At 62.5% G+C, this 12,698-nt stretch carries 13 protein-coding genes and 1 pseudogene; 11 read left to right on the top strand and 3 right to left on the bottom strand.

The features are described 5' to 3' along the window. The first annotated feature begins 6 nt into the window (after positions 1-6). From K5Q02_RS16550 to K5Q02_RS16540, 3 genes and pseudogenes are all read left to right on the top strand, one after another. Positions 7-797 (top strand): annotated as a pseudogene (locus K5Q02_RS16550) (ABC transporter ATP-binding protein). Continuing rightward, positions 794-1,564 carry an IucA/IucC family C-terminal-domain containing protein gene (locus K5Q02_RS16545; protein WP_225832307.1) on the top strand — a complete coding sequence of 257 codons (771 nt, stop codon included), beginning with the start codon at positions 794-796 and terminating at the stop codon, positions 1,562-1,564. Before K5Q02_RS16550 ends, K5Q02_RS16545 begins: the two are co-directional and overlap by 4 nt. Then, complete coding sequence (locus K5Q02_RS16540) at positions 1,561-2,181, top strand: RraA family protein (RefSeq protein WP_225832305.1); 621 nt, start codon at positions 1,561-1,563, stop codon at positions 2,179-2,181. Before K5Q02_RS16545 ends, K5Q02_RS16540 begins: the two co-directional genes overlap by 4 nt. Positions 2,182-2,316: 135 nt before the next feature. On the opposite strand, the gene K5Q02_RS16535 is transcribed toward K5Q02_RS16540, so the two are convergent. Both K5Q02_RS16535 and K5Q02_RS16530 read right to left on the bottom strand, forming a co-directional pair. Then, positions 2,317-2,595: a hypothetical protein gene (locus K5Q02_RS16535; RefSeq protein WP_225832304.1), complete on the bottom strand. Its 279-nt coding sequence runs from the start codon at positions 2,593-2,595 to the stop codon at positions 2,317-2,319. Then, positions 2,595-3,374: an MlaA family lipoprotein gene (locus K5Q02_RS16530; protein ID WP_225832302.1), complete on the bottom strand. Its 780-nt coding sequence runs from the start codon at positions 3,372-3,374 to the stop codon at positions 2,595-2,597. The genes K5Q02_RS16535 and K5Q02_RS16530 overlap by 1 nt, the downstream gene beginning before the upstream one ends. Before the next feature lie 165 nt (positions 3,375-3,539). Between K5Q02_RS16530 and K5Q02_RS16525 the strand changes: the two genes are divergently transcribed. The 8 genes from K5Q02_RS16525 (at position 3,540) to K5Q02_RS16490 (ending at position 11,982) form a co-directional block, all read left to right on the top strand. Continuing rightward, positions 3,540-4,253 (top strand): response regulator, encoded by a 714-nt coding sequence (locus K5Q02_RS16525; RefSeq protein WP_084303148.1) that lies wholly within the window; start codon positions 3,540-3,542, stop codon positions 4,251-4,253. After that, the gene (locus tag K5Q02_RS16520) at positions 4,250-5,596 is read left to right on the top strand and encodes an ATP-binding protein (protein WP_225832301.1); all 1,347 of its coding nucleotides are present in this window, start codon (positions 4,250-4,252) and stop codon (positions 5,594-5,596) included. The genes K5Q02_RS16525 and K5Q02_RS16520 overlap by 4 nt, the downstream gene beginning before the upstream one ends. Before the next feature lie 266 nt (positions 5,597-5,862). After that, positions 5,863-7,173 carry an MmgE/PrpD family protein gene (locus tag K5Q02_RS16515; RefSeq protein ID WP_225832299.1) on the top strand — a complete coding sequence of 437 codons (1,311 nt, stop codon included), beginning with the start codon at positions 5,863-5,865 and terminating at the stop codon, positions 7,171-7,173. 9 nt (positions 7,174-7,182) lie between these two features. After that, positions 7,183-8,532 carry an LLM class flavin-dependent oxidoreductase gene (locus K5Q02_RS16510; protein WP_225832298.1) on the top strand — a complete coding sequence of 450 codons (1,350 nt, stop codon included), beginning with the start codon at positions 7,183-7,185 and terminating at the stop codon, positions 8,530-8,532. Positions 8,533-8,535: 3 nt separating this feature from the next. Continuing rightward, positions 8,536-9,432, top strand: a complete 897-nt coding sequence (locus tag K5Q02_RS16505; protein ID WP_225832296.1) for an ABC transporter substrate-binding protein — start codon at positions 8,536-8,538, stop codon at positions 9,430-9,432. Beyond that, the gene (locus K5Q02_RS16500) at positions 9,429-10,331 is read left to right on the top strand and encodes an amino acid ABC transporter permease (protein WP_225832295.1); all 903 of its coding nucleotides are present in this window, start codon (positions 9,429-9,431) and stop codon (positions 10,329-10,331) included. Before K5Q02_RS16505 ends, K5Q02_RS16500 begins: the two co-directional genes overlap by 4 nt. Continuing rightward, a complete protein-coding gene (locus K5Q02_RS16495) occupies positions 10,328-11,089 on the top strand; it encodes an amino acid ABC transporter ATP-binding protein (RefSeq protein ID WP_225832293.1) in 762 nt (253 codons plus the stop codon). The genes K5Q02_RS16500 and K5Q02_RS16495 overlap by 4 nt, the downstream gene beginning before the upstream one ends. Before the next feature lie 215 nt (positions 11,090-11,304). Beyond that, entirely contained in the window at positions 11,305-11,982 is a 678-nt protein-coding gene (locus K5Q02_RS16490; RefSeq protein WP_225832291.1) for a hypothetical protein, read from the top strand. A 350-nt stretch (positions 11,983-12,332) separates the two neighbouring features. On the opposite strand, the gene K5Q02_RS16485 is transcribed toward K5Q02_RS16490, so the two are convergent. Next, positions 12,333-12,584 (bottom strand): hypothetical protein, encoded by a 252-nt coding sequence (locus K5Q02_RS16485; RefSeq protein WP_225832290.1) that lies wholly within the window; start codon positions 12,582-12,584, stop codon positions 12,333-12,335. Positions 12,585-12,698 lie beyond the last annotated feature (114 nt).

Below are 12,698 nucleotides of genomic sequence, written 5' to 3'. Positions count from 1 at the left end.
ATCGACATGACCGCGATCGCGAGCCGTAACCTGACCCTGGCGTATCAACGTCAGACCATCATCGATTGCCTGGACTTGGAATTGCCACGCGGGCAGGTCTCGGTGCTGATCGGCAGCAACGGCTGTGGCAAGAGCACGCTGCTCAAGTCGTTCGCGCGATTGCTCAAGCCCCAGTCGGGAACGGTGATCCTCAATGGCGCCGACATCCAGCGCAAATCGACCGCAGCGGTGGCTCGGGAGCTGGCGATCCTGCCGCAGATGCCGGTGCCGCCCGAGGGCATCAGCGTGCGCCAGCTGGTCGCGTTGGGCCGCTATCCGTACCAGAGCTGGATGCAGCAGTGGTCGCTGAAGACGAGGCCGTGGTGGCCCGCGCTCTGAGCCGCACCGGCCTGAATGAGCTGGCAGAACGTCCGGTGGACGCCCTGTCCGGCGGCCAGCGGCAACGCGCCTGGATCGCCATGACCCTGGCCCAGGAAACCGAGCTGGTGCTACTCGACGAGCCGACCACCTTTCTCGACCTTGCCCATCAGATCGAAGTGCTGGATCTGCTGCGCGAGCTCAACCGTCAGGAGGGCAAGACCATCGTCATGGTTCTCCACGACCTCAATCTGGCCTGCCGCTACGCCGATCACATGGTCGCGGTGCATCAACGCACCGCCTACGCCCAAGGCAAACCGGCGGACATTCTCACCGAGGCGCTGGTGAAAACGGTGTTCGATCTGGATTGCCGGATCATTCCCGATCCGTTCTTTCATACGCCGCTTTGCATCCCATTTGGCCGGGATATTCCGCGATGAGCTTCAGCGACGCCGAATGGGCCAGCCTGTCAGTCGCGCTGCGACTGCGCCGCGAGGAGGAACGCGACCGTGGACGCAGCCTGCCGGCTGCCGAGTTGCTGGACGAAACCACCTGCATCGCGCTGCTGGATCAGCTTGGGCCCGTGATCCTCTCGCCGTCGCGTCGCATCACCGCGTCCCTGCTGGGCAAGCGCCTGTCGTTCCTGCTCACCGGTGCCTGCCTGTACGCTATGTCGGCCTACGACAAAGGGCTGCAGCTTTCACTGGGCAACACCTTCATCGAGTACGGCCATGATGACGGCGTGTGGACGTCGTCGCTGCCGCTGCACAGCCTGGCGGTCAGCCGGCCCGAGCCGGACGCTCGTGATGACTGGCGCGAGGCCGTGGCCACGCAGCTGTTCGCCGGGCTGCTGCAGCCCCTTTGGGATACCTTTTACGGCGTCACGGGCGTATCGCGGCGCATCCTTTGGGAAAACACCGCGGTGCGGGTGTACTCGCTGTACGAGCGGCGCCTGGCCAAGCTCGACTGCGTCGAGACCCGCCAGCGCTGCGCCGAGGACTTCCGTTGGCTGACGGAGCAGGCGCCGGGCAACGTGTTCGGCCTCGACTACAACCCGCTCAAACACTTCAATCGGCCGCTGACGCTGGTCGACGACGGCGCACGCGCCGTGCGCTTTCGCAGAACCTGCTGTTTCTACTACCAGGCCAGCGATCCGGTGGAGTATTGCTCGACCTGCCCATTGATCCGCCCGAGGGCCGCCAGATGACGTTCGCAGCACCAGCTGACAGTATTCCCGCAGCGCTGCTCGATGCCTACCGAGGCATCGCCGCGTCGACCATCGGTCACTTTCTGCGCGAGGGCCACATTCACGGCTTGCCACCGCTGGTGGGCGACGTGCACGTCGTTGGCCGTGTCACCACCGTGCAGATCCACGCGCCAGATGGCAGCATGCTGCGCGACGCCCTGATCGCCAGCCAGCCCGGTGATGTGCTGGTGGTCGCCAACCAGGGCGAGCAGGGCTGCGCCTGCTGGGGGGAACTGCGTACCATCGCCGCGCGCATCAAGGGCCTGGCCGCGGTGGTGATCGACGGGCCGGTGACCGACGTGCGCGCCCTGCGAGCGCTTGGCCTGCCGATCTTCTGCAGCGGCGTCAGTGCCTATACCACGCGCTCCCTCGGTGAGCACGGCGCGGTGAACGTGCCGGTGACCATCCGCGGCGTCGAGGTGCACCCCGGCAATTTGCTGGTGGCCGACGACGATGGCATCTACGTGCTCGCGGCCGAACAGGCCTCTGACTTGCTGGAACGCCTGCAGAACAAGGAAGCCGCCGATGCCGCGCGGCGCGCCGAGTTGCAGGCGCGGCTAGACCAGGTGGTGGGCTGAAGCCCGCCCTAAACACGTCCCGAATGGGGATCGCAATGGTGGATGAAAAAAGCGTCAGCTACGCGCCCCGATCCACCCTACGGCGGGAGAGGGGCACAGGTAGGGTGGGCTTCAGCCCACCAAGTCCGCGACAAGCTAGCAGGACGACGGCTGGACAACGCTCTTTTTGTCCACCATTGCGATATCGGGCCTGCTCCCCTGGCTAATCACCCAGCGAAGCAGGCTGACCAGCGGCACCTTGTGGTCGCGTGTGGCACCCCAGATGGACTGATCTTCGCAATACAGCTCGGTATAGCGGCTAAACACCAGGTGGCGGCCATCGGCGTCGAGGCGTAATTCGAGTTCGCGGCAGTGCAGCGACGCCATGTCCGGCGTTCGTATCCTCCGGTGCAGAACCAGCACGTCGTTGTTCATCATTGCACCCCATTGTCGCAGCCATGAGCCAGGTCCAGCTCGGTGCCGAGTTTTCCTTCGCTCACGAAGTGCGCCCGGCGCTCGGCCACGGCGTTACGCAGCGCCACGTAATAGTCAGGCTCCTTTCTCAGCTCGTCGGTCTGCGGTAGCGCCTCTGCACGGCCATCGACGATGCCGCCGACGGTATTCACCGTGCTAAGGGTTTCCACCGTATCGCTGCTACCGAATGGCGATACCGCGAAGCTCAGCACCTTGCCCGTGGCGTCACGCAGGTTGCCGGTACCCAGCAGCGGCAGCTCGACGATGGGCCCGTTGGCGATATTCCACACGCCAAAGGTCTGGCCGAAGTCGGCGTCGTGGCGCTCCATGCCCAGCCGCCCGGACACATCCACCAAGCCGACGATGCCCACCGTGGTGTTGAGTGCGAAACGGCCCACCGTGGTCACCGAACGCCGCCCGTTGCCCTGCAGCAGGTCGTTGATGAACACCTTGGGCTCGCCGAAGTTGGCCACGAAGTTGTGCACGCCGTTTTGCACGAAACCCGGCAGGTGCCGATAGCCCCGGGCGACCGGCGACAGCACGTAGTCATCCACTGTCCTGTTGAAGGCGAAGATGCCGCGGTTGACCGGCTCGGCAGGGTCACGGGGTTCGTAGGCCGCCGCCTGACAGGCCGCGTTACTGCCGGCTGGTGGTGAGCTCGCGCAGCCACTGGCAAGTGCCACGGCAGCGGTGAGCGAAAGGGTGCGGACGAAGGGGGTAACGACGGTGATGGTCGGCATGCTGAAACCTCGATGGGGACTGCACCCATGTTGCCTCCGAGGTTTTGCCCGAGAATTTCTCCACTGTTGCAAAACGGCAGCTTTATTGCCGGATTGAAATATATGACGCGCCTGCGCCAATGGTTTTAGATAGCCATTCTAGAAACTGCCGGCAGCGAGCTTTGCGTGATCCATTTACTGCTTGTGGACGATGACCTCGAAGTCCTCGCCCTGCTGAAGAAATTCCTCGAACAACACGGCTATTGCGTCGATGTGGCAACCGACGGCGACAGCCTGTGGCAAGCGGTGGAGCGGCAGCTGCCGGATCTGGTCATCCTCGACGTCATGCTGCCTGGCGAGAGCGGCCTGGTGCTGTGCCAGCGCCTGCGCAGCGAGCACGCGGTGGCGGTAATCATGCTCACCGCCATGGGCGAACTCAGCGACCGCGTGGTGGGCCTGGAGCTCGGCGCCGACGACTATCTGACCAAACCCTTCGACGCCCGCGAGCTGCTGGCCCGGGTAAGGGCGGTGCTGCGCCGTACGGGGGAGGTCAAGAGCGTGCTGAACGACAAACCACGGCCAACCCTGGAGTTCGCCGGTTGGCAGCTGGACGTCACCCGCCGGGAGCTGCGCTCGCCGGACAAGGTGATGATTCCGCTTTCCGGCGGCGAATTCGAACTGCTGCTGGTGTTCGCCGAACATCCGCGTCGGGTACTGACCCGCCAGCAGCTGCTCGACATGACCCGTGGCGAAGCCTTCGAGGCCTTCGACCGCAGTATCGATGTGCAGGTCAGCCGCCTGCGCCGCAAGTTGGAGGGCGATGTCAGCGCCTCGCCGATGATTCGTACCGTGCGTAACAGCGGCTACCTGTTCACGCCAAACGTACTGGTGAAACGATGAAACTGCTGGAGAGGCTCAATCGTCCCAGCGATACCGTGGCGCGCTGGATCGCCCTGACCACCATGGCCGCGATGTTGACGGCGCTGGCCCTCACCTGGCTGCTCAGCCAACTGGCTGGCGTGTGGGCACGTCCGCCGCTGCTGGAGACTGGCTTGCTGGAGCGGCTGGCCAGCATCAGCCGCATTATCGACGCAGCGCCACGCGAGCAGCGGCCGGCCATCGCCCGATCCGCCAGCGATGAAACCTACACAACCACTTGGTTGCTGACATACGAAGAGGCCGGTCTGCCACCGGCGGATGAGGATGTCGGGTTTCGCACCGGTGAGGACTATTTACGCAGTCAGTTGCGAAATACCAACGCGAGGATAGAAGGTTACGAGCCTGCCGACTGGCCATCGGATCAGCCGGGAGCGGGTTATGCCCTGATGGTTGAAATGCACGATGGCAGCTGGGTGAAATTCTCGGCACTGACGCGCATCTGGGGTCTGAATGAGTTGCCTCGCGGCCTCATCATCGTTGCTCTGGTATTGCTGTCCACCATCATCGTCGCGCTGGTTGCCACCCGCCATCTGGCCAGCCCCCTGGAGCGCTTCGCCCGCGGGGCACGACGCTTCGGCAGTGACTTTCGCGCGCCGCCGATTGCCGTGGAAGGGCCACAGGAAATCCGCCAGGCCATTGTCGCCTTCAACGCCATGCAGGCCCAGCTGCAGCACTTCATCAACGACCGGACGCAGATGCTCGCAGCGATCTCCCACGACCTGCGTGCGCCGCTGACGCGTATGCGCCTGCGTGGCGAGTTCATCGAAGACGCCGACCAGCAGGCCAAGCTGTTCCGCGACGTCGACGAAATGCAGGTGATGGTCAATAGTGCCCTGGAATTCTTCCGCGACGACGCTCGCCTCGAACCGGCGACCGCCTTCGACCTCGCCGAGCTGCTGCACACCATCGTCGACGACTACAAGGATGCTGGCATCGAGGTACAACTGAGCGGCCCGAGCCGGGTGGTTTACGTTGGTCGCCCCATCGGCATCAAACGCATGCTGACCAACCTGCTGGACAACGCCATCCGCTACGGCCAGGAACCGGCCATCGAGCTAGGGGAGGGCGCACACATAATCGATATCCGCGTGCTGGATCGTGGGCCAGGCATCGCTGAAGAACTTCAGGATGAGGTCTTCAAACCCTTCTTCCGCATCGAAGGCTCGCGTAACAAACACACGGGCGGCGTTGGCCTGGGCCTGTCGGCCGCCCGTGCCACGGTGCTGGAACACGGCGGCACACTGACGCTGCGCAATCGAAAGCAGGGCGGCCTGGAAGTGCGTGTGGGGCTGCCGTTTGCCTGAGGTAACCCTAAGGAATTCTGCATCTGAACGACTATAACCAGACGCTAAGCAAGCGCAGTGGGAAGTTGAACCATCCCCTGTATCGCTGCGCTACTGGAGCTTACGGCGATATAAGGGCAGGCCGAGACCAGCACGCGGACTTCTTATCTCTTCTAGGACTAAGCAAATAGCTTTTGGATATTTGCAGCGCTTTCCCTGGGTAAGGAAAATGCCCGGTGGTAAAAAATTCTTGATGTAGCTCAAAGCCTTACTTTTAAAGGTGCCTTTTGAACACTTCCCTTAACGGCCAGTTGGCCAAGGCGCTTTTCGACATCCACCCAGGTGAACGTGAACGTCAGCATGCCCGTGAAGGGCTGATGGATTACTTCGCGTGCCTGCTGCCAGTGCAGCTTGGTCTGCTTGCCGATTCCGGGCTGGTGCCTGTTCGCGACGTATTCCCCGCGGCGGGCAGTACCGAGAACCAGGCGCTGCAGCTGGGTTACATGAGCCATGCGCTGGATTTCGACGACTACCACGCGACGTTTCGTGGGCATCCCACCACGGTGGTGCTCTCCACGCTGTTGGCGTTGAGCGGACGTTATCCGGGCCAGGCGGCTGACGACTTTCTCGATGCCTATGTGGTCGGCGTGGAACTGGCCGGCCGCTTGGGCAAGGCCATTGGCACCCGTCACTACGCGGCCGGCTTGCACAGTACTGCGACCCTGGGCGTGATTGCCGCCGTCGGTGCTGCCAGTCGCCTGCTGCGCCTGACCCTGGAGCAGACCGAAGTCGCCATTGGCCTTGCCGCTACCCAGGCTTCGGGCCTGCGCGCCCAGTTCGGTTCTGCCGCCAAGGCACTGCATGCCGGCTATGCGGCGCGCAGCGCGGTCAACAGTATCGAGCTGGCCCGTAGCGGGTTCGCGGCGCAGCGCCAAGGGGTGCTGGAGGCGTTTCTGAGCACGCTCGGTTTCGGCGTTGCCCAGCCGGATGACCTGCTGGCGGGGTGGGGCGAGCCGTGGCGGATCATCGCGCCGGGGCTGGAGTTCAAGCGTTACCCCACCTGCGGCGGCACCCACAGCGCTGCCGAAGCTGCGTTCGTGCTGCGCGAGCTTCTCGGCGGCGAGCTGGATGCTGTGCAGCGCATCGAGGTGAGCTTTCCGCCGGGGGCCGATACCGCGCCGAACATCATCGCGCCGGTCAATGGTGTGGAAGCGCGCTTCAGCCTGGAGTATGTGATCGCCGATGCACTGAGCAACGGTGCAGTGTCCCTCGAGCGCTACGGCGAGGCACCGGTCGAGCCGACCATTGCCGCCCTGGCTGCACGGGTGCGCCGCGTGCCGGACCTGAATGCGCCGGCGGACGAGCTCGACCCTGACCTGCGTTTTCACCGGGTCACCCTGTTCATGGCCGATGGGTCTTCCCACAGCCATTGCGTGACCCGCAAGGAGACCGCCGCACTGCCCACCGACGTGCAGGCCAAACTGCACAAGAATCTTCAATCGCTGCCTGATGAGCGAGTATTCGCAATCAGCCAGGATCTACGCCTTGCAGACGATGCCGCGCTGCATCGCCTGATCTCACTCGTTGGCTTTCAATAAGGATTGGTTATGTCCGTGCAACAAACGTCGCCCCGTCAGCTACGCCTTGGTCTGTTCGTGCAGGCGCTGGGGCACCACGTGGGTGGCTGGCGTGCCGAGGGCGCGAAAGGTTCGCCCACCGATGTCGAGTGGTTCACGTGGATCGCCAAGACCGCGGAAGCGGGCAAGTTCGACATGTTCTTCGTCGGCGATGCGCTGGCCACCAGCGTGCATCGTCTGCCGTCCACCATGTCGCGCCTCGAACCGCTGACCCTGCTGTCTGCGCTGGCCGTGCAAACCAAGCACATCGGCCTGGCCGCCACCGCGTCCACGACCTTCGATGAGCCGTTCCACCTGGCGCGCGCGCTTTGCTCGGTGGATCACATCAGCCACGGGCGTGGCGCCTGGAACGTAGTCACTTCGTTCTCCCTCGACGCGGCCCGCAACTTCAGCCGTGAAGACCTGCCGTCCCACGCCGACCGCTATGAAATGGCCCGCGAGTTCCTCGATGTGGCCTTCAAACTGTGGGATGGCTGGGAGGAGGGTGCCATCGTCCGTGAGAAGGACACTGGCCGTTACTCCGACGAAAGCAAGATTCACGCAGCCAACCACAAGGGCAAGCACTTCCAGGTGCAGGGCCCGCTGAACATCGCGCGTTCTCCCCAGGGCCGTCCGGTGATCATCGAGGCGGGCTCCTCGCCTGCCGGGCAGCAGCTGGCGGCGCAAACCGCCGAGGTGGTGTTCACCGCTGCGTCTTCGCTGGAAGAAGGTCAGGCGTTCTACAAGAGCCAGAAGCAGTTCGTGCGTGACGCCGGTCGCCATGCCGATCACCTGTTGATTCTGCCGGGGGTGATGCCGATTGTCGGGCGTACCCGCGAACAGGCGCAGGAAGTCTGGAACCAGCTCAATGAACTGGTGGATATCGACAACGGTATCGAGCAGCTGTCCGCCCGTTTCGGCGTGGACATGACGGCGTACCCGCTCGATGGCCCGGTGCCGGAGATTCCCGCGACCGAAGGCAGCCAGAGCCGCGTCAAGCTGCTCACCGAGCTGGCGGCCCGGGAAAACCTGACCCTGCGCCAACTGGCTGCGGTTGCTGCTGGCTCGCGCGGCCACCGTGTGGTGGTTGGTACTGCGGAAGATATCGCCGATGACTTCCAGCTCTGGCTGGAGCAGGGCGGTGCCGATGGTTTCAACATCATGCCGGCCGTGCTGCCTGACCAACTGGAACTGTTCGTCGAGCTGGTGATTCCCGAATTGCAACGCCGCGGCCTGTTCCGCAGCGAATACCTATACAGCACGCTGCGTGAAAACCTCGGCCTGCCCTCCGTTGACGAAAATTTTGCCGCCGTTGCCCCGCTGGCAACCGAGAAGGAATAACCCATGAAACGCCTTGCACTGACCGCTGCTGCCTTCGCACTGCTGCCACTTTCCAGCGCCTTCGCCGCCGACAAGGGCGTGCCTTTCGACGCCACCGCCAAACCCGAGGCCGATGCTGCGCTACACGACAGCCTGCCGGAAGCGATCAAGAAACGTGGCAGCATCATCGCCGGCACCAACCCGAACACGCCGCCGACCACCTTCTACCAGGCCGACAACAAGACCCTTGCAGGGCGTGAAATCGACATCATCAGCGCCGTTGCCGATCGCCTCGGCGTGAAGCTGGAGCTGCGCGATACCGGTGGTTTCGACAACATCATTCCGGGCCTGAAGTCCGGGCGTTACGATGCGGCGATCTCCAATATCGACGCCAATGCCAAGCGTCTCGAGCAGGTGGATTTCGTCGGTTACTACAACGCCTCCAAGCTGGCGCTGATCGGCCGTAGCGATGCCACCAATGGGCCGTTCAATACCTTCCCGGAACTCTGCGGGCAGACCGTCGGCGCCGGCGCCGGCACTTCCCAGGTGACCCGTCTGCAGCAAGCCAGCGAAGCCTGCGTGGCCGATGGTAAGCCTGCCATCAACGTGCCGATCTTTCCGGATCGCCCGGCTGGCGTGCAGGCAGTGATCAGTGGCCGCGTGCCGATGTTCTTCGGCCCCTACGAAGGCCTGCGCTATCAAGCCAGCCAGGTGAAGGCGCTGAAGCTGGCGGGTGAGATCACCATCGAGGACACCATCGTTTCCATCGCCCTGGCCAAGGACTCTCCGCTGGGTAAACCGATCCAGGCAGCGGTCAACTCGCTGATCAAGGACGGCACCTACCAGCAGATTCTCGACAAGTGGGAAATCGGCTTCGGCGCAGTCGAGTCCGCTGGCCTCAACGAAGAAAACATCAAATGAGCCCACGGCCTGACGACGACATCGCCGGGCTGCGCATCGTCAAACACCGTCACTGGGGGCGCTGGTTCAGCGCCCTGATTGTCTTGCTGCTGCTGTCGCTGGTGGCCACTTCGATGGTCAACAACCCGCGTTTCGAATGGGACGTGGTGGCACAGAACCTGACAGAGGAATCGATCCTCAACGGCGTGCTGATGACCATCGAGCTGACGGTCATCTCGGTGGTCTTCGGCTTCGCCGGCGGTACGCTGCTGGCCTTGATGCGCCTGTCTTCCAACCCGGTGCTGGTCAGTGTCAGCTGGGGTTACACTTGGTTCTTCCGGGCCGTGCCGATGCTGGTGCAGCTGTTCCTCTGGTACAACGTCGCCGCACTCTATCCGCAGCTGTCACTGAGCCTGCCGTTCGTTGGCGAGGTGTGGAGCGCTGCCACCAACGAGGTGATCAGCCCGTTCAGCGCGGCGGTTCTGGCACTGGTCATTCACCAGTCCGCCTATGCGGCAGAAATCATCCGCGCCGGCATCCAGAGCGTCGGCCAGGGCCAGCTTGAAGCCGCCAAGGCACTCGGCTATCGCCCAGGGCAGATATTCCGGCAGACGGTGCTGCCACAGGCCATGCGCACCATTCTGCCGCCAGCAGGCAACGAAGTGATCGGTCAGCTGAAAACCACCGCGGTGGTGTCGGTGATCGCGCTGCAGGACGTGCTCTATTCGGCGCAGATCATCTATCAGCGCACCTATGAAGTGATTCCACTGCTGCTGGTGGCCACGGCCTGGTACCTGGTGATGACCTCGGTGCTGTCGGTGCTGCAGCATTACGTGGAAGTGTGGTTCAGCCGCGGCAATGGCCCGGCACGCAGCAGTTGGTTGCGCCGCAACAAGGGCACGCAGGAGTCCGAAGCATGAGTGAGTCCATCCGCCTGCGTGGCGTGCACAAGCAGTTCTCCGGCAACACCGTGCTGCACGGTATCGATCTGGACATCGCCGCCGGCTCGGTAACGGTGATTCTCGGGCCGTCCGGTTCCGGCAAATCGACCCTGCTGCGCTGCATCAACCACCTGGAAAAGCTCGACGGCGGCACCATACATGTCGGCGAGACCCTGATCGGCTACCAGCGCAAGGGCCAGGCCCTGTACGAGCTGCCGGAAAAGGTCGTGGCCCAGCAGCGCCAGCGTATCGGCATGGTGTTCCAGCAGTTCAACCTGTTCCCGCATCGCACCGTGTTGCAGAACATCGTCGATGCACCGATGCGCATCCTTCGTCAGAAGCGTGCCGAGGTGGAAGCGCGAGCCATGCAACTGCTCGAACAGGTGGGCCTGGCACATCGCGCGCAAGCCTGGCCGCGCGAGCTGTCCGGCGGCCAGCAGCAGCGTGTGGCAATCGCCCGCGCGCTGGCCATGCAGCCCGACGTGATGCTGTTCGACGAACCGACTTCCGCCCTCGACCCCGAACTGGTCGGCGAGGTGCTGCAGGCGATGAAGCAACTGGCGCACTCGGGCATCACCATGGTGGTGGTGACCCATGAAATCGGTTTTGCCCGGGAAGTGGCGGACAATATCGTGTTCATGGACAACGGCAGGGTGGTGGAGGGCGGTGACGCTCGCACGCTGCTCGACAATCCGCAGCATCCGCGCCTGCGCGAGTTTTTAGCCAGCGTGTTGTGAAGCCGGGGCGACTGTTGAAAATCCTCTCCGGCTCATCGATCCGGCTATTCGGCGTGGTGGGCGGAGAGGGCAGTCGTGCAGCACATCTGTGCTATTGAGCCCTGTTAGAGCTGCTGATAATTTCCATGGTTTGTCTTTACCCTGACGCAGCCGAGCGATTCGCGCAGCGAGTGCCAGGCGAAGGACGTTCATTGCTGCCAGACAAGAGGCGCTTCATGGGTGAAATCAGTTCGCAACGTCGTTCTCTCAAGCGAACGACGCGCGTTACGGCTGTGATAGTAGTGGCGTGGAGCGGGGCATTCGCGGGCTCATCGGCTGCAAGTGATGCGTCATCGGGCGCCTGCATTGCCGAGTCAGACTTCCGACAGGGCAGTGTGGTCGAAACGCAGGCTCGGATCAGCAACGCGCCCGACGTGTTAGGCCACAACAAAACCGAAACCCTGGGCCGTCAGTCATTCGCAGATGCCAATCCGCTGGTTCAGGCACAAACGACGCTGATCAATAACGCCCCGGCCTTCACGGGTTACGTCTTCGTTGACCTCGTGGATGGCAAGATCATCCGATATGGCAACCAACACGGCAGCGGTGCATCACTGGTCACTACCTACAACATCCCGCCACCGGCTGTTCCGATCGATTTTCAGCCGGGGCAAAGCGTTACGGTCAGCTATCTCAGTAAAACCGTCACGGCCGGCCCGGGCGTAGAGTCGGAGATTACAGAGAAGCACACCTATATTGGTCGAGAGACGATCACGAGCCCGCTGGGTACTTTCGATACCTGCAAGTTCACCAATGAGATTTCCTCGGGGTCGCATCCAGCAAGGATGGAAGAAATCTGGCCGTCATCGAGAGCTGGTTTGCGTCCGAGGGGCCTTATAGCGGCCGCCTCCTGAAAACCTTCGTTCCTGCCCAGGGCGGATTACCGGACGTGACCAACGAAATGGTCAAGATCACCAGCACCTCGCCGTAATCCACGAAGGTTTACGGCTTCCGGATGCTGTCCTGACATATTCTGATGTAGAGGCGCCGAATAGGCCTTAGGGTGCCGTGCCACGGAGAAGCTCGATGTATTTTGTTCAAGCTTCTACGTGGCAGAGTAGAGCTTGGTTAATTCAGCATCTGATACGAACGACTTCAGATAGCCGGATACGCAATTTAACATAATATACATTATGCGAACTGATGCTTTGGGATGTGTGGAAGTCACATCTCGCTTTTCTACTGAATATCTCATTCCCAACCGTCATTCCTGACCATGATCGAACCAGGCGTTTGCTCTAGTGATCACTGCTTTGCGTGCGCTGCCAGATTCGCTGAATGGGCCTGGCACGGTGAGACGTTTGATTGGCTTACCTGCGTCGTCGTGAAATGTAGCGATGACCGCTTGTGCGACGCCGCCCGATTCGTTTGCCCAGATGAATTCGAGCTGCACGTTATGTGTGCCGCTTTTGCTGGTGTGAGTGAATTCCGGGGCTTTGCTGGTGACTGTCGGCATGGGGAACGCTCCGTAGATAATGGCGCCTGGCGGCTTCCTGTCGCAGGTTGCTGGCCGTTTCAGGCGGCCTCTTGATCCTCACTGTAGGTTATTGAGCGAATACGTCTAGGCAGT

This window comes from Pseudomonas sp. MM211 (assembly GCF_020386635.1).
GTDB lineage: Bacteria > Pseudomonadota > Gammaproteobacteria > Pseudomonadales > Pseudomonadaceae > Aquipseudomonas.
This window is presented reverse-complemented; position numbering and strand designations above follow the sequence as displayed.